The 23,582-nt window shown below is 47.0% G+C and carries 22 protein-coding genes; 14 read left to right on the forward strand and 8 right to left on the reverse strand.

The genetic code is table 11. The features are described from left to right. Positions 1-73: 73 nt before the first annotated feature. A complete protein-coding gene (locus HMPREF2954_RS07770) occupies positions 74-982 on the reverse strand; it encodes a Dyp-type peroxidase (protein ID WP_045073268.1) in 909 nt (302 codons plus the stop codon). Positions 983-1,114: 132 nt separating this feature from the next. Between HMPREF2954_RS07770 and HMPREF2954_RS07775 the strand changes: the two genes are divergently transcribed. Both HMPREF2954_RS07775 and HMPREF2954_RS07780 read left to right on the forward strand, forming a co-directional pair. Further along, positions 1,115-2,200, forward strand: a complete 1,086-nt coding sequence (locus HMPREF2954_RS07775; RefSeq protein ID WP_045073266.1) for a metallophosphoesterase — start codon at positions 1,115-1,117, stop codon at positions 2,198-2,200. Between the two features lie 205 nt (positions 2,201-2,405). Continuing rightward, on the forward strand, positions 2,406-3,002 hold the full coding sequence (locus HMPREF2954_RS07780; protein WP_045073264.1) for a LemA family protein: 597 nt from the start codon (positions 2,406-2,408) through the stop codon (positions 3,000-3,002). Positions 3,003-3,128: 126 nt separating this feature from the next. On the opposite strand, the gene HMPREF2954_RS12705 is transcribed toward HMPREF2954_RS07780, so the two are convergent. From HMPREF2954_RS12705 to HMPREF2954_RS07790, 3 genes are all read right to left on the reverse strand, one after another. After that, a complete protein-coding gene (locus HMPREF2954_RS12705) occupies positions 3,129-3,275 on the reverse strand; it encodes a hypothetical protein (RefSeq protein WP_003767024.1) in 147 nt (48 codons plus the stop codon). A gap of 190 nt (positions 3,276-3,465) precedes the next feature. Beyond that, positions 3,466-4,320, reverse strand: a complete 855-nt coding sequence (gene lgt / locus HMPREF2954_RS07785) for a prolipoprotein diacylglyceryl transferase (protein WP_070689077.1) — start codon at positions 4,318-4,320, stop codon at positions 3,466-3,468. Between the two features lie 111 nt (positions 4,321-4,431). Next, on the reverse strand, positions 4,432-5,562 hold the full coding sequence (locus HMPREF2954_RS07790; RefSeq protein WP_045073258.1) for a M14 family metallopeptidase: 1,131 nt from the start codon (positions 5,560-5,562) through the stop codon (positions 4,432-4,434). Positions 5,563-5,870: 308 nt separating this feature from the next. Between HMPREF2954_RS07790 and argB the strand changes: the two genes are divergently transcribed. Then, positions 5,871-6,761, forward strand: a complete 891-nt coding sequence (gene argB, locus HMPREF2954_RS07800; protein ID WP_045073254.1) for an acetylglutamate kinase — start codon at positions 5,871-5,873, stop codon at positions 6,759-6,761. 148 nt (positions 6,762-6,909) lie between these two features. On the opposite strand, the gene ppx is transcribed toward argB, so the two are convergent. Next, positions 6,910-8,418 (reverse strand): exopolyphosphatase, encoded by a 1,509-nt coding sequence (ppx, locus tag HMPREF2954_RS07805; RefSeq protein WP_045073252.1) that lies wholly within the window; start codon positions 8,416-8,418, stop codon positions 6,910-6,912. A 282-nt stretch (positions 8,419-8,700) separates the two neighbouring features. Here ppx and HMPREF2954_RS07810 point away from each other — a divergent pair, with 282 nt between their 5' ends. From HMPREF2954_RS07810 to HMPREF2954_RS07850, 9 genes are all read left to right on the forward strand, one after another. After that, positions 8,701-9,330, forward strand: a complete 630-nt coding sequence (locus tag HMPREF2954_RS07810) for a lytic transglycosylase domain-containing protein (RefSeq protein WP_003756649.1) — start codon at positions 8,701-8,703, stop codon at positions 9,328-9,330. 128 nt (positions 9,331-9,458) lie between these two features. Beyond that, complete coding sequence (locus HMPREF2954_RS07815) at positions 9,459-10,841, forward strand: MFS transporter (RefSeq protein ID WP_070689078.1); 1,383 nt, start codon at positions 9,459-9,461, stop codon at positions 10,839-10,841. 3 nt (positions 10,842-10,844) lie between these two features. Further along, positions 10,845-11,360, forward strand: a complete 516-nt coding sequence (locus HMPREF2954_RS07820) for a single-stranded DNA-binding protein (protein WP_003742079.1) — start codon at positions 10,845-10,847, stop codon at positions 11,358-11,360. A 1,011-nt stretch (positions 11,361-12,371) separates the two neighbouring features. Continuing rightward, positions 12,372-15,215, forward strand: a complete 2,844-nt coding sequence (locus HMPREF2954_RS07825) for a type I restriction endonuclease subunit R (RefSeq protein ID WP_045073247.1) — start codon at positions 12,372-12,374, stop codon at positions 15,213-15,215. A 2-nt stretch (positions 15,216-15,217) separates the two neighbouring features. Further along, the gene (locus HMPREF2954_RS07830; protein ID WP_070689083.1) at positions 15,218-16,609 is read left to right on the forward strand and encodes a restriction endonuclease subunit S; all 1,392 of its coding nucleotides are present in this window, start codon (positions 15,218-15,220) and stop codon (positions 16,607-16,609) included. A gap of 18 nt (positions 16,610-16,627) precedes the next feature. Beyond that, positions 16,628-18,124 (forward strand): class I SAM-dependent DNA methyltransferase, encoded by a 1,497-nt coding sequence (locus HMPREF2954_RS07835; protein ID WP_045073244.1) that lies wholly within the window; start codon positions 16,628-16,630, stop codon positions 18,122-18,124. Between the two features lie 328 nt (positions 18,125-18,452). Continuing rightward, positions 18,453-18,647, forward strand: a complete 195-nt coding sequence (locus HMPREF2954_RS07840) for a YgaP family membrane protein (RefSeq protein WP_045073242.1) — start codon at positions 18,453-18,455, stop codon at positions 18,645-18,647. Between the two features lie 12 nt (positions 18,648-18,659). Beyond that, positions 18,660-19,181 carry a rhodanese-like domain-containing protein gene (locus HMPREF2954_RS07845; RefSeq protein ID WP_045073240.1) on the forward strand — a complete coding sequence of 174 codons (522 nt, stop codon included), beginning with the start codon at positions 18,660-18,662 and terminating at the stop codon, positions 19,179-19,181. A gap of 79 nt (positions 19,182-19,260) precedes the next feature. Further along, complete coding sequence (locus tag HMPREF2954_RS07850; RefSeq protein ID WP_045073237.1) at positions 19,261-19,563, forward strand: ArsR/SmtB family transcription factor; 303 nt, start codon at positions 19,261-19,263, stop codon at positions 19,561-19,563. 154 nt (positions 19,564-19,717) lie between these two features. On the opposite strand, the gene HMPREF2954_RS07855 is transcribed toward HMPREF2954_RS07850, so the two are convergent. Then, complete coding sequence (locus tag HMPREF2954_RS07855) at positions 19,718-20,065, reverse strand: hypothetical protein (protein ID WP_231574628.1); 348 nt, start codon at positions 20,063-20,065, stop codon at positions 19,718-19,720. Between the two features lie 313 nt (positions 20,066-20,378). Between HMPREF2954_RS07855 and HMPREF2954_RS07860 the strand changes: the two genes are divergently transcribed. After that, complete coding sequence (locus HMPREF2954_RS07860) at positions 20,379-21,200, forward strand: hypothetical protein (protein WP_045073232.1); 822 nt, start codon at positions 20,379-20,381, stop codon at positions 21,198-21,200. Between the two features lie 236 nt (positions 21,201-21,436). Beyond that, a complete protein-coding gene (locus HMPREF2954_RS07865; protein WP_045073229.1) occupies positions 21,437-22,063 on the forward strand; it encodes a hypothetical protein in 627 nt (208 codons plus the stop codon). A 195-nt stretch (positions 22,064-22,258) separates the two neighbouring features. On the opposite strand, the gene HMPREF2954_RS07870 is transcribed toward HMPREF2954_RS07865, so the two are convergent. Together HMPREF2954_RS07870 and HMPREF2954_RS07875 are read right to left on the reverse strand one after the other, a co-directional pair. Beyond that, positions 22,259-22,705 (reverse strand): hypothetical protein, encoded by a 447-nt coding sequence (locus HMPREF2954_RS07870; protein WP_045073227.1) that lies wholly within the window; start codon positions 22,703-22,705, stop codon positions 22,259-22,261. 249 nt (positions 22,706-22,954) lie between these two features. Continuing rightward, positions 22,955-23,527 (reverse strand): hypothetical protein, encoded by a 573-nt coding sequence (locus HMPREF2954_RS07875; protein ID WP_045073224.1) that lies wholly within the window; start codon positions 23,525-23,527, stop codon positions 22,955-22,957. Between the last annotated feature and the right edge of the window lie 55 nt (positions 23,528-23,582).

The raw sequence follows: 23,582 nt of genomic DNA on the forward strand, positions 1-23,582 counted from the left end.
TTTTGGGGTGCAGTTCAGTTTTCAGACGACCTTTCGTCTTAAGGTTTCAATATTTCACATCGGCAACGCGGTTTTACAAATCCTGCAAACGCTCGACCGAAGGGGCGTAGTAATATGCGCCGGAAATGGCGGTGGAAAGATGCTTGAGCAGCAGATCAGTTTTGCCGTCGGCATCGCCGAACATGTGCAAAAGCTGTACTTCGATGTTGTGCAAGGTATGGCAGTAGGCAGTGAACATCAGGCCGTGTTCGCCGCTGATTTTGCCGAAGGGCAGGCTGCGGCGGACAATTTTCAGACCCACGCCGTTTTCTTTCAGGTTGACGCGCCCCAAATGCGAATCGGGCAGGCGCACGTCTTTGCTGAATTCTTCGTTGGCTTCTTTGCTGCGGCCGACGCTGGCTTCTTGTTCAGCAACGGGTACGGCATCCCATTTTTTCAGGTCGTGCAGGTATTTTTGCAGCAGGACGTAGCTGCCGCCGGCATCGGGTCGGCCTTCGGGGATAATGGCGACATTGCGGACGTTTTCATCGCCTTGCGGGTTTTCAGTGCCATCGACAAAGCCGTCCAATCCGCGGTCTTCATACAGGCGCAAGCCGTGTTCCTCAGTGGCGATGCTGATGCTGTCGCCGAACGCGGCAAAGACGGATTGTGCGAGTGCGAAGGCGGCTTTTTGGCGGTAGGCTTGGATGTGGATGTAGATATCGTGTTGGGTTGAGGGGGCAAGACCGTTGCCCATGACGGGGAAGGGTTTGATTTCGCTGCCTTCTTCTGCGTGTCCGAATGCTTTCCATGCGTCGCTGCCGAAGGCGATGGTCATGCCTAAAATATCTTCGGGAAAGCGGGTTTTCAGCTTCGCCAAAGCTTCAAGCGAGCTTCGGCAGGCGGTTTTGATGTCATCGTAGCGACCGTCGCGGATGTCGGCTTCGATAAATATGCCGGCTTGGGCGTGATCGGGGATGATGGCGGTTTGCGGGCGGGGCATTGTGTTTCCTTTTCGGTTTATTGGATTTTTCAGGCGGTATTATAGCACTTAAGGTTTTCAGACGACCTCGTCTGAAAGGGCGGATATGATAGAATCCGCCGTTTGTTTTTTGATTTTCAACAGGTTCGCTTTATGTTCGGTACGATGTTTTTGATGATGATTGTATTGCTCCAGCTTTTCACGTTCGGACTGGGGCGTTCGTTGCAATGGCTGTTCGCGCCGGTGGTCGGCAAGGCGGGCAGGCGTTGGCTGATGGGGGTGTCGTATTTCGTGACCAACGGCCTGCTGACTGGGCTTTTGTTGGAATTGGGACATTTTATGTTCCGCATCATGGCGTTTTGGATGGTGTTGCTGCTGTTTGTGATGTATGCGGCATTGGCGACGTTTATCCTGTTTCTGCTGCTGCGCAAATTCGTGGCCATCCGGTCGCTGTCGCGCAGCCTGCGCTTGTTTGCGCCGCTGTTCGTATTAGGTTTGGTCGGCTTGGGGATGTACAACGCCTATACGCCCGTTGTCCGTCATCAGACTATCGTGATCGATAAGAAAATGGACAAACCGCTGCGTATCGGCATGGCAAGCGACCTGCACTTGGGGATTTTGTTTGGCGCGCGGCAACTGGATAAGCTGGTGGACATCATGAACCGTGAAAAAGTCGATTTAATCCTGTTGCCGGGCGATTTGATGGACGACAACGTCGATGCCTACCGCAAAGAGAATATGCAGCCGCATCTGGGTCGTCTGAAAGCGCCGCTGGGCGTTTACGCGACTTTGGGCAATCACGATATGTTCGGCGACAGCGCGCGCATCCGCCATGACCTTGAGGCGGCGGGCATTACCGTACTCGGCAACCAAGTGTTGCAACACGACGCGTTCCTGCTCGTCGGCCGCAACGACGATTTGGACCACGACCGTCCGTCTGTCTCTCAGTTGCTGGAAAATCACAATACCGATCAGCCCGTTTTGTTGATGGATCACCGCCCGACCGAAGTCGAGGCGCACGCCACGCTGCCTATTGATGTTCAAGTTTCCGGCCATGTACACAACGGTCAAATCGCACCGGCAAACTTGATTGTCCGCACGCTCTACCGTCTTGCCTACGGCTATGAAGAAATCAGTGGAAGACACTTTTTTGTCACGTCCGGCTACGGTTTCTGGGGAATTCCGCTGCGCTTGGGTTCGCAGTCGGAAGTGTGGGTGATTGATGTGAAGGGGAGGTAATTTATTGAAATTAAAATATAAGGTGTATGAAAAAGGTCGTCTGAAACAAAATTCGGACGGCCTTTTTTATGACTTATGGGCAAAAAAATCTATTTGGGTTATAATGCCATCAAACTAAATCAAATTTGCAAATTGACTATTGTTTTTTTAAAAATCTGCAAAATACTCAACACATTACTTCAATAAATAATCAAGGATGAGCATTATGGGAATCATTAGTCTTATTTTCATCGCCGTGATATTGGGCTTTCTGTTGATTAATTTCAAGCAAAAACTCAGCCGTTGTAAAAAAGATTACCAAGAATCTTTCGTTGCATTGCGTATCGCTTTGGCGTGTAGGCATCAGGCAGTCAGGCATGTTTTAGATGCGTCAAAAATCTACTTGGGGCGAGAAGGTGGCGATATGGATAAAGGTTTGTTGTCCGCTTGTGGCGATGCAGAAGCGGTATTGAGTCAGGTATCCAAATCTTTTTCCCCGGAATCGCTTTCCCGCCTGTGCAATGCGGAAGCGGAATTGAACAAATTGCTCCGAAGCTTGCAGGAAGCTTTGGAAAAAAACTTAAAACAACGACCCGACGAAGGGTTGAAAAGCCAGCTTGAAATGCTGGATGCAGCTGAAAACGACGTTGTTTCCGCGCGCCGTGCTTACAACCGCTCCGCAGAACGCTACAACCGCATACTGAGAAAGTCCATGAGCGGAATTATTGCGAAGGTATTGGGCTATCATGTCAAAGCAAGCCTGATTAAATTTGAAGACAACAATGGCCCTCAAATGAGCAAACATTTACTGGCTCGTTCGTAATCCTTATTTGAAAGTATGACGGGTTTGGATGGGACTCCCTTATCGTCATCATCCCTTGTCCGATAAAAAGGTCGTCTGAAAACCATGTTTCAGGTTTTCAGACGACCTTTGTTTTTCAAAACGGAATCAGCCGCCGCATGCGCCGCAGCAACCGCCTTCGCTGTGGCCGCCGCGTTTTTCTTCGTTGTTGACTACGGGCAGCTCGACTTCTTCAGACTGTTCTTTTTTGTCTTCGGGCAGGTCGTTGACTTTGATTTTGTTTTCTTCTGACATTTTGGGCTCTCTTAAAAAAGGTGGAAAGGTGTGCCACGATACCATCGGGCGGCGGATAAACCAAGTCGGATTTAAGATTTTTTGCGATTCGGTTTGATGAATCGCAAATCGTGCCGGTTTGGAATGGCTGACGTGATAACGGGACGCTGGTTATCGCGTCCCGTTTGGGTTTTCAGACGACCTTTGGGCATCAGTTCAGGCGGTTTTTCTTACCGAACCAAACGAAGCCGATGGCGCCCAAAACAATCATCGGCACGCTCAACCATTGTCCCATCGACAAGCCCAAGGTGAGCAGGCCGAGATAGTCGTCGGGCTGGCGGGCGTATTCGGCGATGAAGCGGAAAAAGCCGTAGCCGCCGAGGAAGAGGGAGGCGACTTGTCCCGTCGGGCGCGGTTTTTTGGAGAAAATCCATACGACGATGAAGAGGCAGATGCCTTCAAGGGCGAATTGGTAGAGTTGCGAAGGATGGCGCGGCAGTACGTGGTATTGCTGCATCCATTCCGCCCAAAGCGGGTTGCGCACGGCGGCGTTGAGGTCTTCTGCGCGCGCTTGCGGGAAGCCCATTGCCCAAAAGGCGTTGATGTCGGTAATGCGGCCCCAGAGTTCGCCGTTGATGAAGTTGCCGATACGGCCGGAAGCCAAACCCAGCGGAACGAGCGGTGCGACAAAATCCATGGTTTTCAAGGTGCTGATTTTGTGTTTGCGGCTGAACAGCCACATGGCAATGACGACGCCCAAGAAGCCGCCGTGGAACGACATGCCGCCTTCCCAAACTTTGAGCATTTCAAGCGGATGGTCGAGGTAGTATGAGAATTTGTAAAACAGGATATAGCCGAGTCGTCCGCCGAGTATGACGCCTATTGCCCCCCAACCTAGGAAGTCGTCGAGCATTTCTTGGGTAAAGGCGGTGTTGCCTTGTTTGATGCGGCGGCGGCCCAGCCATAAGAAGAGCATAAAGCCGACGATATAGCTGAGGGCATACCAGCGGATGGCGATAGGGTCGATTTTGATGGCAATAGGATTGAACTGCGGATGTATCATCATGATGTGTGTTCCTTATGGGAAGGGCAGTTTATGTGTTTTAGCCCGACAAAGGTCGTCTGAAAATGCCGATTGGGATTTTCAGACGACCTTTTGTGTGATAGGGAAAAATAATTATCGTAAATCATCGACAACGTTCAAAACAGCCGACAACATGGCTTCGCCCAAACGCAGGGAGCGTTGGCCGTTCCAGCCGAAGTCGTCGTCGGGCAGGTTGGCATTGTCTTTAAACGGCATTTCGAGCGTATAGGCGAGGCAGTCAAAACGGTTGCCCACCCAGTTGGTCGCGAGCGTCATGTTTGCCTGACCGGGTGCGTTTTTTTCATAGCCGTATTCGTCTTGGAAGTCGGGGCTGGCGGAGAGCAGGGCGGTTTTGAACTGAGTTTCCAGCGCGGCAATGCGCGGATTGTAGTTCGGCACGCCTTCCGTACCGGCGACAAAGACAAACGGCAATGCTTCGTCGCCGTGAATGTCTAAGAACAAATCCACGCCGGTTTCCAGCATTTTTTCGCGCACGAGGAAGACTTCCGGGCTTTTTTCCAGCGTCGGGTTTTCCCATTCGCGGTTGAGGTTTGCGCCGGCAGCATTGGTGCGCAGGTTGCCCAATACCGAGCCGTCGGGGTTCATGTTCGGCACGATGTAGAAAGTGGCGCGGTCGAGCAGGGTGCGTGCGGTCGGGTCTTGCGGGTCGAGCAGGCGGCCGAGCAGGCCTTCGATAAACCATTCCGCCATCGTTTCGCCCGGATGCTGGCGCGCGATAACCCAGATTTTCATGTCGCTTTCGACTTGGTTGCCGATGGTCAGCAGGTTGATGTCGCGACCTTGCACGGTACTGCCCAAGTCGTCGATGCGGCAAAGCCCGCTGCCTTGCGCGTCGCCCAAGAGGTTTAAATGCTGCTCGTGGGAGTAAGGCTCGAAATAGGCGTAGTAAACGCTGTTGGAGAGCGGCGTATGGTTGATGGTCAGCACGCCGTTTTCGTATTCGGTCGGGACGCGGAACCAATTTTGGCGGTCGTAAGAGGCGCACGCCTGATAATCTTCCCAGCCTTGCGGATAAGCCGAATCTGCCGCATTTTCAAAGTGCATCACGCAATTCTGATACGCCGCACCTTGCAGGCGGAAGTAAAACCATTGGGCGAAATCGGAAGCGTTGTCCGGACGCAGGGCGAGGCGGATATTGGCAGGGTCGGTCAGGTCTTTGACGACGACGGAGCCGGCGTCAAATTGAGTGCTGATTTTAATCATGGGAAAGTCCTCGGTATATCGGGCGAACCGGATAACCGTTGTTTGAGAAAATGTGTGGGCGATACCGTATCCGTCGGCGACGGCAAACCGATATGCCCGAATCCGTTGATTCTACCATTCCGACGGGCGCATCCTCAACCGATAAGGGTTGCGGAATGTTGTTTCAGACGACCTTTGACGTTAAGATAGGGCAGTTTGGCTTTAAATCATGGCAAGGCGGCAAAGCTGCAAAGAGTGGCAGAGCCGGTTTATACCGATTCAAAGCGAATCCGCTATAATGATTAAATTGTTAACAATGAGACACGATTATGAGCGAATCCCACTCCATTTCCGCAGCCGACAAAGCGCGCATTTTAGCCGAAGCCCTGCCGTATATCCGCCGTTTTTCCGGCTCCGTCATCGTCATCAAATACGGCGGCAACGCCATGACCGAGCCTGCTTTGAAAGAAGGCTTCGCCCGCGATGTTGTTTTGCTCAAACTGGTGGGCATCCACCCCGTCATCGTCCACGGCGGCGGCCCGCAAATTAATGAAATGTTGGAAAAAATCGGTAAAAAAGGCGAATTCGTGCAAGGTATGCGTGTGACCGACGGCGAAACGATGGACATCGTCGAAATGGTGTTGGGCGGTCATGTGAATAAAGAAATCGTCTCGCTGATTAATTTGCAGGGCGGACGCGCGGTCGGCGTCACCGGGCGCGACAACCACTTTATCAAAGCGAAAAAACTGCTGGTCGATACGCCCGAACGGGCAGGCGTGGACATCGGACAAGTCGGCACGGTCGAAAGCATAGACGTGCGCCTGATTGAAGGCTTGATCGAACGCGGCTGCATCCCCGTCGTTGCGCCCATCGGCGTCGGCGCAAAAGGCGAAGCCTTCAACATCAACGCAGATTTGGTCGCAGGCAAACTGGCGGAAGAGTTGAACGCGGAAAAACTGCTGATGATGACCAATATCGCCGGCGTGATGGACAAAGAAGGCAACCTGCTGACCAACCTCACGCCAAGCCGTATCGGCGAATTAATCGCAGACGGCACGCTCTACGGCGGTATGTTGCCCAAAATCAGCTCCGCCGTCGAAGCGGCAAGCAACGGCGTCAAAGCGACCCACATCATCGACGGCCGCCTGCCCAACGCGCTTTTGCTGGAAATCTTCACCGATGCGGGCATAGGCTCGATGATTTTGGGCGAAAGGTCATAACGGCCCGCAGATGATTCAAGGCTTGTTAAACAGCAGGCCTTACCAATACCCAAATACCAAATACACAAAAGGTCGTCTGAAAACCTGTTTCAACGTTCATAGAGAATGCTGAAACGGATTTTCAGACGACCTTTTTGCCATTTTGACCCTATTGGGGCTGCACGTTGAAAGGCATATCGATTTTTTGCCATTGCGCACTTTCGTAGTCGAGCGCGGCGGCGATTAGAGGGTGTTGTTCGAGCCAGTTTTGGCTGATGCGCAGGATGAAGCCTTTGCCGGTTTCGTCGGCGCGCAGTTGGGTTTGCGGCGGCAGATCCAAAGGCAGGCGGGCGCGGCAGAAAAGTGCGGCGAGGCGCAGGGAGAGGACGGCGTACCAAAGCATTTCGCTACTGCCGACGATGTCCGCCATTTTTTTCATGTCGCCGCGGTGTCCGATGACCAGTTGCGCGAGTATGGTTTGTTCTTTGCGGGAGAAGCCGGGCATATCGGCGTTTTCGAGGATGTAGGCGGAGTGTTTGTGGTAGCCGGTGTGGGCGATGTCAAGTCCGATTTCGTGCAGCCTGCCTGCCCAGCCGAGGTATTGTTTCCATTGGGCAAGGTCTTGGACGGTTACGTTTTTGGCGTGGCACAGGCTGTCCATAAAGGCTTGCGCGGTTTCGGCGACGCGTTTGGCTTGGTTGAGGCTGACGTGGTAGCGGTTTTGGAACTCGGCGGTCGTCTGATCGCGCATGTCTTCGTTCAAACCGCGTCCAATCAGGTCGTAGAACACGCCGTCGCGCAAAGCGGCTTCAGTAACGGTCATTTTGGTGAGGTCAAGTTCTTCAAACGCTGCCATCATGACGGCCAGTCCGCCGGCGAACACTTCCACGCGTTCGGGCTTGAGGCTTTCGAATTTGGCTTTTTTGACGGAACCGGCTTCAATAATACGGTCGGCGAGGTAGCGCATGCCTTTGTAGGTAATGTCGGCTTCTTGGGGCAGCTCGGCGGCGATGAGGTCGCGGATGGATTTGGCGGAGCCGGAGGTGCCGATGGCGAAATCCCAACCTGTACGCTTCATGAGTTTACTGATGCGCTGGATTTCGTTGCGGGCGGCGGAGATGGCGGCTTGGAAGTCTTTGGCGGTGATTTTGTTTTGGAAAAAACGCAGGCTGTAAGTGACGCAGCCTAAGGGCAGGCTTTCGGTAGCGAGCGGCTGGAGGTCGGAGCCGATGACGAATTCGGTCGAGCCGCCGCCGATGTCGATGACGAGCATCTTGTCGCCGTTGGGCGGTAGGGTGTGGACGACGCCGGTGTAAATGAGGCGGGCTTCTTCACGGCCTGCGATGATTTCGATGGGGAAGCCCAGTGCGGCTTCGGCTTTGGGTAGGAATTGGGCGATATTTTTTGCTACGCGGAAGGTATTGGTCGCCACAACGCGCACTTGTTCGGGTTTGAACCCGCGCAGCCGTTCGCCGAATTTTGCCAAACAGTCCAAGGCACGTTCTTGGGATGCTTCGTCGAGGTTTTTATGTTCGTCCAAACCGGCGGCAAAACGCACCATTTGTTTGAAGGAATCAATGACTTTCAGTTGTCCGTTGTTGTTTTCGCAAACTTGGAGGCGGAAGCTGTTGGAACCTAAATCGACGGATGCCAGGACGTTGGTGGGCGTAGTGGTCATGAAGGGATACCGGTGGATAAACGAAGCTCTAATGTTACTCTGTCCCGCCGTTGATTGACAATATCGCAGATCAACTTTAAACCGCCGCAATATTGCACTGCGTTGATGTATCACTCATTGTCTGTTTCAAGTCAATCCGCTCATCAATGATACACGCCACCTTTGATTCTGCACGGAGATATTCTTATAATACCCGTTTTGCAAACGTCAAAAGGTCGTCTGAAAACAAAAAATAGGGTTTTCAGACGACCTTTAAACCGACTAAAACGAATGACAGTACACATGAAAACGGAAAACCTGATCCTCACGCCCGAATCCCCGTCCCGCCGCCGCTTTTTACTGGCTGGCGGCGCATTGCTGCTCAGCCCTGCCGCCGCACTCGCCGGCGCGCAACGCGAAGAAACGCTTGCCGACGATGTCGCTTCGGTTATGCGCAGCTCCATCAACAATGTCAACCCGCCGCGCCTCGTGTTCGCCGATCCAAACGAAGGCGAACGCTGGCTGGCGGCTATGTCCTCCCGCCTTGCCCGCTACGTTCCCGATGCTGCCGAACGCCGCCGCCTGCTGGTTAACATCCAATACGAAAGCAGCCGCGCGGGGCTGAATACCCAAGTGATTTTAGGGTTGATCGAAGTCGAAAGCGCGTTCCGCCAATACGCCATCAGCGGCGTCGGCGCGCGCGGGCTGATGCAGGTCATGCCGTTTTGGAAAAACTATATCGGCAAACCTTCGCACAACCTGTTCGACATCCGCACCAACCTGCGCTACGGTTGCACCATCCTGCGCCACTACAACAATATCGAAAAAGGCAACATCGTCCGCGCTTTGGCGCGCTTCAACGGCAGCCTGGGCAGCAACAAATACCCCAACGCCGTCTTAGGCGCATGGCGCAACCGCTGGCAATGGGGCTGACCGCGGGGTATAAACGGCTGCGCCCGTGCAAATGCAAACCCTTTTGAATCCTGTATAATCCGCACATCTGATAATTTTAAAATTTCAGACGACCTTAAAATCCTACCAGGTCGTCTGAAAAACCGTTTATGGCAAAAGACACCCGCATCCAAATGTTCCCGCACGAATGGCGTGCCAGCACCACCCTCTCCGGCGTTTACGCTCTGCGTATGTTGGGGATGTTCTTGGTTCTCCCCGTTTTGTCCTTATATGCCGCCTCATTGCCCGGCGCGGAAAACAACAAAACCTTGGTCGGTCTAGCAATGGGTATCTACGGACTGACGCAGGCTTTGCTGCAACTGCCTTTGGGCATCGCCTCCGATAAATTCGGACGCAAAAAAACCATTTATGTCGGACTGATTGTCTTTGCCGCCGGTAGTTTTCTCGCCGCTGCCGCCAACTCATTGCCCATGCTGGTTGCCGCGCGCGCCATCCAAGGGGCGGGCGCAGTCAGCGCCGCAGTGACCGCGCTGCTTGCCGACTTGACCCGGGACGGCGTGCGTACCCGTGCGATGGCGATGATAGGTTTGAGCATAGGTTTGACCTTTTCCGTCAGTCTGGTGGTCGCCCCGATGATTGCCGATATTATCGGCGTTTCCGGATTGTTTATGCTGACCGGTATCCTGACCGTCATCAGCATAGGCGTTGTCGCTTGGATGACTCCTGATCCCGAAGTGTCCAAGCTGCACGAAGACACACAGGCGCAGCCCTCGCGCATGGGCGAAGTCCTCCGCGACCGCCAGCTTCTCAACTTGGATTTCGGCATTTTCGCGCTGCATGCCGCACAAATGGCGTTGTTTACCGCCCTGCCTTTTGCCATGACGCAGCTCGGTTTGGAAAAAATCCAGCATTGGAAAGTCTATCTGCCCTCGACTATTGCAGGGCTGGTGATTATGATCCCCCTCATCATCATCGGCGAAACCCGCAACAAGCTCAAACAAGTCTTCATCCTCGGCATCGCCTGCATCGCAGCGGCGCAAATCGGCTTATTGTTCGGCATGCACTCGATTTGGCTGATTACCGCCTATCTGGTTGTTTACTTCATCGGCTTCAACGTATTGGAAGCCAGCCTGCCGTCCATGGTTTCTAAGATTGCGCCGGCCGATTTGAAAGGCACGGCGATGGGCGTTTACAATACCATGCAGTCCGTCGGGCTGTTTGTGGGCGGCGCAAGCGGCGGATGGCTGTTTCAACAATACGGCTTTGCAGGCGTTTTCACCTTTTGCAGCGTATTGATGCTATTGTGGCTGGTCATCGCCGTACTCGCGCCCGCGCCCAAACCCGTCAAAAACCTCAGCTATCCCGTCAGCCCCGTATGGCAGGAAAAACACGATTCGCTCTACCAAGCATTGTCCCAAGTCGAAGGCATCGAAAGCATTACCTTCAGCGCAGACAAACAAACCATTTACATCAAGGCGTTGCAAAAAGGATTTGACCAAGAGGCCGCCGAAAACATCATCACAGGAGTTTAAAAAATGTCATTGAACAAAGTCATCCTTATCGGCCGTCTCGGTCGCGACCCCGAAGTCCGCTATATGCCCAACGGCGAAGCCGTCTGCAATTTCAGCGTCGCTACCAGCGAAACCTGGAACGACCGCAACGGACAGCGTGTAGAACGCACCGAATGGCACAACATCACCATGTATCGTCGTCTCGCCGAAATCGCCGGACAATACCTGAAAAAAGGCAGCCAAGTTTATCTGGAAGGCCGCATCCAAAGCCGTAAATACCAAGGCAAAGACGGCATCGAACGCACCGCATACGACATTATCGCCAATGAAATGAAAATGCTCGGCGGCCGCAACGACAACAGCGGCGGCGCACCTTACGACGACGGCGGTTACAGCCAAGGCGGCTACCAACAACAAGCGCCGCAACAACAGTACCAAGCCGCCCCGCAAAACCAAGAGCCTCCTGCCGCCCCACGCCGCCAAGCACCCGCCGCACCGGCAGCCCCTGTCGAAGACATCGACGACGATATTCCGTTCTGAGTTACATATAATTAAATATTGTAAAATATAACACAAAAAAATGAGAGAAACCTTATAAAATAAGGTTTCTCTTTTTTACACTTTTATTGACACAGGCGGATTGAGACCTTTGCAAAATTCCCCAAAATCCCCTAAATTCCCATCAAGACATTTAGGGAATTTCCGGGGAATTTTGCAAAGGTCTCAAAAGGAGAAGAAATATTACAAACAGCTGTTCCGTTAATTGAGCAAATTGATGAGTTATTTTTCGGAAAGTTGGATAACAACGAAGAACAATTTAAGCATTTTCTTGTTAGATTAAACAAAGAATAAGAATATTATTTATGGAGTTGTCAATTTTTATAGCTCCATACTACATTTGAAACTCAAAAATAGAGCATAGCTATAGAACAGAAATTTATTCAAGAGAATTATTTACACCAAAATATAGAAGTCCTCTGTTTTATTTTCAAAAAGTAAAACAGAGAACATAAATGGTTGGCTCTTGAAAGCAATGTGTAAAAATTTTACGTTAATATTGTAAAATATAATGATATAATTACTCTGTTATCGGGGTTATTTTTATGTATTTTTAAGAAAGTCATCAATATTTGATTGCAACAAGTTGAAATAATTAGAGTTTTATTTTTTCATTCTTTCCTTATATAGAAACAACCGTTCTAAAACAGAATTGCATAAAAGGTCGTCTGAAAATCAGTTTTCTGGTTTTCAGACGACCTTTTTGTTGTATGTTGAAGGTTGATTTCAGATAGAAGAAAATACTTTTGAACCAAAATTGTTTCAATGTGAAACCATTTAAGCAGAGAGTTTTCAGGATATTTACTTGTGAATTTGAGGAAAATGAAAGCTACTTGAGTTATCATTGAAAATCACAGAAAGCAGTTGCAGAGCAGCCGGGAAAATTGTTGTGTTCGCTTTTTGAAGCGGGACGGCAAGTTATACAGTTTCACCGAATACAACAAATGAACATCTTTATTTATCAATCTTAACGCGTTATCTAGGATAGTATTTATGAGCAAACAGGTAACCTACAACCAACACCCCGAGCAAAAAGCCCGCGACATCATCGACCAGAAACTGGAGCAGGCGGGCTGGGCGGTACAGTCGGTGAAGTACTTTAATCCCAACAGCAGTTTTGGGGTGGCGGTACGTGAATATCCAACCGACAGCGGTCCGGTAGATTATCTGTTGTTTGTTGATGGAGAGCCGGTTGCCATTATTGAGGCCAAAGAAGAAAACTTTGGCCATAAGCTCAATACGGTTGAAGAGCAAAGCGCACGCTATGCCGACAGCAAACTCAAGTATATTGAGCAAGCAGAGATTGCCTTTTTATATGAAAGCACGGGTGTAGTAACACGTTTTACCAACCGTAACGACCCTGCCCCGCGTGCCCGTGAAGTATTCAACTTTCACCGCCCCGAGACATTGCAAAAATGGGCAAACGAAGGCAAAAACACCCTGCGCGCCAAACTTAAAGCCATACCTGCGCTCAATCCTAACCATCTGTCTGCGGCTGAACTCGGCTTGCGCGATTGCCAATTAACCGCCATCGAAAATATGCAAGATTCTTTGGCAAAAGATTTGCCGCGCGCCTTGATTCAGATGGCCACAGGCGCAGGCAAAACCTATACCGCTATCAGCATTATGTATCGTTTGCTCAAATACACAGGCAAACGCCGCATCTTGTTTTTAGTAGATACCGTCAACTTGGGCGAACAGGCCGAGCAGGAAATGTTGGTTTTTACCCCGTCTGACGACAACCGCAAATTTACCGAACTCTACAACGCTCAAGTGATTAAATCGCCGAACATTCCCAACGGCGTAGAAGTCTGCATTTGTACCATTCAGCGCATGTATTCCCTATTAAAAGGGGAAGACCTGTCGATACCGGATGACAGCATGGAATTGGAAGAATGGGAAAACCGCTTAAAAGAACCATTGCCCGTTGCCTATCAACCGGATCTGCCACCCGAATTTTTTGATTTTATCTTTATCGATGAATGCCATCGCTCCATTTACAACCTTTGGCGACAAGTGTTGGATTATTTTGATGCCTATCTGATTGGTTTAACCGCCACACCGGACAACCGCACTTTTGGTTTTTTCAATCAAAACGTCGTCAGCGAATACAGCCACGAGCAAGCCGTTGCCGATGGCGTAAACGTAGGCAATGAAGTCTATCTGATCAATACCAAAATCAGTCTTGATGGCGGCAAATTCAAAGCCGAAGAATTGATCGAACACCGCGAACGCACCACACGCCGCAAACGCTGGCAGCAGCAAGATAGCGATGAAGACTATACCGCCAAGCAACTCGACAGGGATGTTGTCAATCCAAGCCAAATCCGCACTATTGTCCGTACTTTCCGTGACCATTTACCGGTGATGTTCCCAAATCGTCAAGAAGTACCCAAAACCTTGATTTTTGCCAAAAACGACAGCCACGCCGACGACATCATCAAAATGGTGCGGGAAGAGTTCGGGCAAGGCAACGAATTTTGCAAAAAAATCACTTACAAAGCCAAAGACGATATTGTGGGAGAGAACGGCGAAATCATTGAACAAGGCGAAGAACCGAAAACCGTCTTAGCGAATTTCCGCAACAGCTACAACCCGCGCATTGCCGTTACCGTCGATATGATTGCCACGGGAACCGATGTCCGCCCGCTCGAATGCCTGCTGTTTATGCGCGATGTCAAAAGCCGCAACTATTTCGAACAAATGAAAGGACGCGGCACACGCACGCTTGATAAAGAAGGCTTGCAAAAAGTCAGCCCTTCCGCATCATCAGCCAAAACCCATTATGTGATTGTCGATGCCATCGGTGTTACCAAATCGCTTAAAACGGCAAGCCAACAATTAGACACCCAGCGTTCGGTCAGCTTCTCCGATTTAGGAAAAGCCGTCGTCTTCGGCGGCGCATATGATAGCGACAGCATCAGCTCCCTAGCCGCGCGCCTTGCCCGTTTAAACAAACAGCTGGATAACGAACAACAGCAGCGGATCACCGAAATCACAGGCGGCGTCCCATTACCACAATTGGTCAAAGACCTGTTTCATGCCATCAATACCGACGAAATCCATCGGGCAGCTTGCGACCAAGAAGGCATTTCCATCGATGAGACGCCGTCTGAAAAAACCGTTTTAAAGATACAAAAACAGCGCGTCAAAGCCGCCACACGTCCGCTTTCCATGGAGCTCATCACCATATTGGACGACATCCGCAAACAAAACGAGCAGAAAATCGACGCCGAGATTGATGAAGTCATCCACGCAGGCTGGGCAGAAAATGATGAAACCCTGACCCAAGATTTTGCCGAATGGATACGCAGCAACAAAGACGAAATTACCGCCTTGCAGATTTTCTATAATCAGCCTTATCAACGCCAAGCCTTAAGCCTTGCGATGATTAAAGAGCTGGCGGCCGCCATCAAAAAAGCCAAACCGAAATTGGCATTCAGTCATATCTGGCAGGCGTACGCACGTCTGGATAACGTCAGCGAACAGGCAGAAAGCGAACTCACCGCCTTAGTCAGCCTTGTTCGCCGAGTGATTGGCATTGATGGCAAAATCACCCCGTTTAGCAAAACCGTGCGTAAAAACTTCCAAACATGGACGTTTGAACACAACCGCCGCGCCGACAAACCGCTGACCGAAGAGCAAATGCAATGGCTGACCATGATTCGTGACCACATCATCACCTCCTTTGCCATCGAAGGGAACGACTTTGAACTTACCCCGTTCAACCAATACGGCGGATTGGGTCAAGCCTATGATGTATTGAGTGAAATTGCCGCCAACGACCAAGACTTTAACACCCTATTAAACGAGATTAACCAACAATGGACAGCATAAAAATGACCGCAGAACAGCAGTTGCCTGAGGGGTGGAAGAAATATAATTTGTTCGATATTTGCCGACCTAAACAATGGAAAACTATTGCTGTAAAGGATTTAAAAAATGAAGGTTATCCAGTTTATGGTGCTAATGGAATAATTGGTTTTCATAATGAATTTAATCATGAAAAAGAGACATTATTAATTGGATGTCGCGGTAGTTGTGGAGAAATTCATATTTCACAGCCCAAGTCATATATTAATGGAAATGCAATGTGCTTAGATGAGCTATCAGATAATATATTGTTATATTATTTATACTATTTCCTGAAAGGCTATAATTTTAAATCAATTATTTCTGGCTCAACACAACCCCAAATTACTCAAATTGGACTAAGAAAGGTAGAAATACCAATTCCCCCACTTGAAACCCAACAAGCCATCGTCAATAAAATCGAAAGCCTGTTTGACGAAATCGACGAAGGCATAGGTCGTCTGAAAACCGCAGCGCAGCAAATCCAACAATACCGCCAATCCCTGCTCAAAAATGCCTTTAACGGCGAACTCACCAAAGAATGGCGCAGCAAGCACGCAGATGCCTTGCCGTCTGAAAACGAACTGCTCGCCCAAATTCAGACGGCCCGCGAACAACACCACGCCCAACAGCTTGCCGACTGGCAAACAGCCGTCAGCCAATGGGAACAAAATGGAAAAGAAGGCAAAAAACTGAGCAAGCCCAAAGCGTCGACACAAGCGGTCAAGTTTGAAGAAAATTTTGCAGACTTGCCGAGGGGGTGGGGAGTAGTGAAATTGGAAAATATTGCAGAAATTAACTCAGGTATGTCTGTGAGTGCCAACCGAAAATTAACGAATCCAATTGCTGTTAATTATTTAAGGGTGGGGAATGTACAACGGGGTTATTTGGATTTAGAAGAAATCAAGGAAATGAAAATTGAAGCAGAAAGCTTCAATAAATACAGATTGAGATTTGGAGACGTATTATTTAACGAAGGTGGAGATAGGGATAAATTGGGGCGTGGTTGGATTTGGGAAAATCAAGTTGAAAATTGTATTACCCAAAATCATGTCTTTAGAGCAAGCCCTTTTTTAAAATCAATTACACACTCAAAGTATATTTCATATTTGGGTAATTCTAGATATGGGAAAAGCTATTTTGAAGAAACAGGTAAACAAACAACAAACTTAGCATCAATCAATAAAACTGTATTAAGTAATTTTCCAGTTAAACTTCCATCATTAGCCGAACAAACCCAAATCGTTGCCATTTTAGAAAGCAAACTCACCGCCTGCGACCAACTTGCCGACGAACTTGCCAAACAACTCAAACAAGCCGAGATGCTCAAACAGGCCGTCTTAAAAGCGGCTTTTTCAGGTGGCCTTTTGGATAAATAAATTAAAGAGAAAACGAATATGACCACAACGCAAAACCATACTTCAAACGCCATCGTCCAAAAGGTTTGGAGTTTCTGCCATATGCTGCGCGATGACGGCGTAAGCTACGGCGACTATTTGGAGCAGATTACCTATCTGATTTTCTTGAAAATGGCGTTTGAATACAGCCAGCCGCCTTACAAGCGCGATGTCGGCATTCCGGAAGAATACAACTGGAAAAGTCTGACCGACCGCACAGGTGCGGAATTGGAAAGTCATTATCTCGCTTTGTTGCGCGATTTAAGTATGCGCAAAGGCTTGCTTGGCCAAATCTTTGCCAAGGCGCAAAACAAAATCCAAGACCCGGCCAAATTATCCCGTTTGGTGGCAATGATTGATGAAACCAAATGGACGCGCTTGGGCGTGGATGTAAAAGGCGATATTTACGAAGGCATTTTGGAAAAGAATGCCGAAGATACCAAATCCGGCGCGGGACAATATTTTACGCCGCGCGCTTTGATTCAGGCAATTGTCGAATGCGTCCGCCCGCAGGCAGATACCCTGATTGCCGACCCGGCAGCAGGCACCGGCGGCTTTTTATTGGCGGCATACAGTTATTTGGAAAAACACGCCAATCTAAACACCGAACAAAAAGAGCGGTTAAAAAAAGGGACGTTTTTCGGCAATGAAATCGTCGCCAATACCCGCCGTTTGTGTTTGATGAACCTGTTTTTACACGGCATCGGCGAAATGGACGGCGATAGCCCGATTAGTTCCGATGACTCCTTGGTTGCACCAAGTCCACGAAAAGTGGACCTGGTTTTGGCCAATCCGCCATTCGGCAAAAAAAGCAGCATGACCATTACCAATGCCGAGGGCGAAGCCGAAACTGAAGATTTTGTCTATAACCGTCAAGACTTTTGGGCAACCACTTCCAACAAACAAGTCAACTTCTTGCAGCATATTTACACCATGCTCAAAAACAACGGGCGCGCTGCCGTGGTCGTGCCCGATAATGTGTTGTTTGAAGGCGGCGCAGGCGAAACCGTGCGTAAGAAACTGTTGCAGATGACCGATTTGCATACGATTTTGCGTTTACCGACGGGGATTTTCTACGCCCAAGGCGTGAAAGCAAATGTGTTGTTCTTTGATAACCGCCCCGCACAGGAAAAAGCCGTTACCCAAGAAGTCTGGGTATATGACTACCGCACCAACGTGCATCACACGCTGAAGAAAAAACCGATGCAGTTGGCAGATTTGCAGGATTTCATTACCTGCTATTGCCCCGAAGACCGTTCAAAGCGCGCAGAAACCTATCATGCCGAAAACAATCCCGACGGACGCTGGCGTAAATTTAGTATCGATGAAATCAATCAGCGCGAAAAAACCAGCTTGGATATTTTCTGGCTGAAAGACCATTCTTTAACCGACTTGGACAATCTGCCCGCCCCTGATATTTTGGCCGATGAAATCATTGAAAATATCGAAGCGGCTTTGATGAGTTTTCGAAGCATTGCAGCGCAGTTGGCGGATTAGTCAGACCATCAATTAATAGACTAAGGCAACTGCCGAATCTCATTACAACTTCAATGATTTTGTGAATTAGCTTGCTAAGTAGAGGTATAAAAGGTCGTCTGAAAATCTGATTTTTCAGTTTTCAGACGACCTTTTTGTTGTGTGTCGCAAATTAGGCATAACTTAGCTTGCACATACCCGTTTAAAAATAAGGTTATCCCTTCCTGCTGAACTGCATGGTTGCAAACCGTTTGACAAAATTATCTTAAAGCTATAATATTTATTATATATGATTTTTATTATATATTTTTATTTTTAGATGAATCACTCTCAAACAAGGAGCAATTAAATGAAACGGAACTTAGGTACTTTGGATCGCACTCTCCGCATCGTCATTGGAGTAGCCTTAATCGCCGCCGCTGCGACAGGTCAAATCGGCTGGTGGGGTTGGTTGGGCATCATCCCGCTGGCTACCGCCTTGATAGGAAGCTGCGCGTTGTATAGCTTATTGGGCATCAATACCTGCCACATCAACAAAAAATAAAGAAAGCAAAACATGAGTAAAGAAGGACAACTTTCACGAATTACTCCCGCGGAAGCGGCAGCGAAAATTCGTGAGGGTGCGATAGCGGCAGACATTCGCAGCCAAGCAGAATATCGGGGCGGGCATATCGGCGGCGCATTGTCCCTACCGCCGGAGCGACATCGCGACAAACTGCCCGACAACACCGCGCCCTGTCTGATTTTTTATTGCTTGGGCGGCAAACGCACGGCGCAGGCGGAGGCAGCATTGGCGGAACTTGGTCGGGGACGCGAGTGCTACATTCTTGAAGGCGGTTTGCAGGCATGGAAAGCCGCAGGTCTCCCCATAATCGCCGAACACGCCGCGCCGGACATCATGCGGCAGGTGCAAACCATCGCGGGCGGATTGGTTCTGTTCGGTGTGTTGGCAGGTTCGCTGGTATCGCCTTGGTTTTATCTGATAGACGCAGTAGTCGGCGCAGGCCTGCTGACAGCCGGTTTAACCGGATTCTGCGGCATGGCACGACTGCTGGCTAAAATGCCATGGAACCGCTAAACAGGGGTCGTCTGAAAGTTGCCGCTGCGGCAGTTATGACTGATAATGCGACCTTCACATTTGCCGAAAAGGGCAAACCATGACCACTGCCGATAATCAACCGCCCTACGAAGAAGCCACCGCCTTCCTTAAACTTCTGGCAAACCCCCATCGCCTCGCCGTACTGTGTAAGCTGCACGAAAGACCGCATAATGTAACCGAACTGGCTGAGTCGTCCGGTCTGCCTCAAGCGGCGATGTCCAGCCAATTAGCTCTATTGCGCGAGGCCGGGTTGGTGTCTTTTGAAGTAAACCACCGAGAGCGGCAATATTACATTGCCGATTCACGAGTCAACGAGATGATACAGCTGCTGTATTCCTTTTTCTGTGCAGGAAAAGATTGAAATGTGGTTGTACTGCCTTAGACAAACTAATCGGAAAAATTAAGCTAAAAGGTCGTCTGAAAATTTTTCAGACGACCTTTTTGTTGTGTTTAGTAATTTAAAAACAGCTAATAGTATTTCAAAAAACAATAGAGATACTGGCATATAAACCTATTTACTCCTGCCAAATAATCTCGTGTTTAGAACCATAAGTAATCTTCTTGATATTGTGTTTCAGAGCTATTTCTTTATCTAGCTTTCCTGAATATTCTGAACCCGCCAATTCTTGAAATAAAGTAATGTTCAACTCATCATTGTGGGAAGTTGTTTTTATATCTGAGATGCCCATTGCGCTATCGCCTAATAAGCCCGTCAAATGAACTTGTCTAGACTCCTCAGCTTCATTGACAGTAATTTTGAAATTCCCAATATCGTCCAACTTGATTTCATCATTGGCGAAAAAGTAGCCGGAGAATATCAAGCCGGCAATCCCCAGTATGGTTGCCTTAATTTTCATCATCATTTCCTGATCAATTTATTAGCCGTAGGGTAGATTATTGAATCTGACAGTTTTGGTATTTTCAGACGCTCTTTTTTATACTGCTTCTGTATTTGCACATGAATCCTTTACGCAACCTAGCTGCGGGGCTCATACAGGCTACGGCTTGCTATGACCTATATCTAATTAATATAAGTTACGCATTTCTTAATGCAGTCTGTATAATATAAAATGCGATCTAAAAGTTTCATTATACTGTATTTGGGTATTGTATTTAGATATCTGCACATTCAACATCCAAAAATATAAATTTTGCTTTTTATTAAGGACATATGTGATGCCTCTTATTCTTTATTTACTCTGCTTATTATTCTCAGCGTGGTTAACTTATATTTGTGTGAAAAAATATTGTAAAAGCAGACTGACTAAATTTTTGGGTGTACCTGTTTTATTCTGCCTTTTTCTTGGGATAAATCCTGTTTACCATCTCGCAGACAAAGCTCTGTTTTCGACTCGTACAGCAGAGGAATTGATGATGGAAGATCCAGGAAACCGAATGATATTCTTGATATTCAAAGACAAGTTTCCGCAAGATTATGCCCAAATCGTGGCGAAAGCTGAAGATCTTATGAAATCAAAAAATCATGAACAAGATATTCGTTTTTTTCTCTCAGAAACAATAGACATCATGTTAAGAAAATTGCCTTATGCAGATGATGACAGCTTAATTGCTATGTTTCAGGAAGATATGCAGTTGCGTACCAAACTACTGAACGAAAACGACACGGTAAACTGCTTTTATTTGGAGTATCCTCATTTAGCTCCTGATATTTCGCTTTTTTCAAAGCAAATGAAGCCCTATTTCGCCTCTATAAAACAAGCTAGAGTACGAGCTTTGCAATCTGCCGATATTCATCGAAAAATGCCGGACGAATCTGAAATAGCGCAAACACAAGATAAAGTAAATCAGATTTTATGGAAGAAATATAGTGAACAGGAGTTGGCGTTAATCAATAACGACAATGAGGATGAAATAAAGCAATATACGGCTGAAGAACAGGCTTTGATGTGCCGTTTTACAATCGATACAATGCAGGCGATATTAGAACAGCCTAAGCATGAAGCTGCCGAACTGCTTCGTTTTAATTTGAGTCATTGAGGGGCAGCCTGTTGGATATTTTTCCCAATAAATCTCTTAGGCTTAAAATAAATCGCATTGATAGGCACATTAAAGCAGCCATAGATTAGGTACTCGAATCTGACATTTTGGGTATTTTCAGACGACCTTTTTATTAAACTCAAGCTCGCGTGCGTGCGCACCGCGCACACCCTACCTGCAGATTTAATGCGGGCTACGACTTGCTGAAGATAAAGTTATTAAGGAATTTGGCAAATATGGAAAAGATTGAGAAATTTAAATCTGAATTATTGGATAACATTTTTGAATACATCCAGTGTATATCCATTTTTGTTTATAAGAGAAATATATATTATTTGATTGATTATAAAGAAAATTTTGAATTGAATGCAAAAATATCTTTTGATATTTATTTAAAAGAGGGAGTTATAACTAAAGAGCAATATGATTGTGATTATAAAAACTACAGAAATGGTATCTGGCAATTAACTAAGGACAATTTTGAAAGTTATCTTCAATCAGATTCGGTTGTCGTACTGGGAAAAGACGAATTGAAGGCACTGATGTTACAGGGATTTACTTCTGATGAAGCGGTAAGGTTATATTCCGTTGTCGAAAATAAGTTGTCATACAATGAACCCATCTCGAATTCTGGCCAACAAAGTGATTTCCTAAAAATCAATCAGATTTCTTCGAGGCTGCCGTTGTTCTATATTAATTTTGATACGGAAGTTTACCTTCATATGGATTGGGACAGATGTCATGAAGATTATGTCTATGATGGTTGGTTTTCTAAGGCGATGGACTTTGGGTATTTGATACCGGACGAATTGTGTTATTGGAAAATTGAAGGACGGGATTATTGGAAATTTCGGCAATTATAAAAATAAACAAATGATACAAGTCGTAGTCTGCCCAAAACCTGAAGGTGGGGGGCTGAGGCACACGCGAGGTTAACCAAGTGATATTTCGCATCATTTGATAAAAGGTCGTCTGAAAGCCGGAAAACAGTTTCAGACGACCTTTGTTTAATATGGTGTCTGTAATTTATAATTAAATCTTGCATGCGTACTACATTCCTATAACTCTTCTGAATCTGAAATATCCTCAAATCCAACAATATCATTATCATGGTAGTTGATTAAAATACCGTATGGTTCAGCAATGGGTAGTAGACTTTCTCTAAATATAATATCCCAATCTTTTGTTTTTTCATAAAACATAAACTCCGGAAAAGAAATCAATTTTTTAGTTTTGTCTAATTTATCTTTGTAATGATTAAATCCGAGTTTTTTGGGTTGGGTATATAGAATATTTCTTAAGAATAGTTCGGTTTTCGCTCTGATCTGAGGAAAATTATTCATTTTGTTTTGAATAAAGTTAGAATCTATTTTCTCCAAATTAAATGGTTGACTGACTTGAATAGAGAAAGACATTTCATTAAATATACCTTGAAGAAAAGATGTGTTTGTTGTTTCTTCAGTAATAAAGGTCAAGTTGCCCAGAGGGGTATGAAATTTACCCATATTAGTGTCCTATATAAGGTATTAAATATTTAGAGTAAGCAAAATAGTTATTAAAGGTCGTCTGAAAAATTTCAGACGACCTTTTCTTCAATATCCTCTAATTTGCTATCACTCTTTCTTTCAAAGTCTTCAATAATCTCTTTATAACCTTAATCTGTATCTTAATACCCTTGTGGGTTAGATGGATGAGCACCAATTTTTAAGAAACGTGATAGTTTATAAATAATAATGTAAGACATTAATTTTGGGTTATTTGATATTTTTCATTATATTGGAAAGTTCTATTGGTACGGGTATATCATGTTCACTTGAACGTGAAATTTTTAGCAAATAACTATGTAGAATAAATTCAAAATCAGAAAATATTTTTAATTTGATTAGGCAACATATTTTTAACTCTTGGATTTTTAAGTCTCGCCAATTTTGATGGCTGGATAGTTTTAAAAAGTAATTATCTGGAATTTGCTCTATCATATCAAGGCAATGATTAAATTCCTTTAAGTCATAATAAATATGTGCTAGGTAGGCTTTGGCAAACATAGCATTTTCAGAATCAGAAGTAGCCTTTTTAAAGGGAATTTTTGCTTGTTCTAAAAGGGAAATTCTATTTTTATCTTCTGATAGATTAGCTTTTAAATATAAGTTATACCCTAAAAGATATGGGTAATTATTTAAATTTAATAAATTATTTAGAAGATAATCTATCAGGATTAATTTTGTTCGATTCTCCTCAGTCAATTCAATTACCTCAGTTATTACATAAGGATTGTTAGTCGATATTGAGTCTAAAGGGGAGTCGATATAGTCTAAAGCATTCATCATATTAACTTATAGGTTGTACTGTTGCCTTATGATATATTCTCTGTTAATTATATAT

The organism is Neisseria sp. HMSC067H09, from assembly GCF_001814135.1.
GTDB lineage: Bacteria > Pseudomonadota > Gammaproteobacteria > Burkholderiales > Neisseriaceae > Neisseria.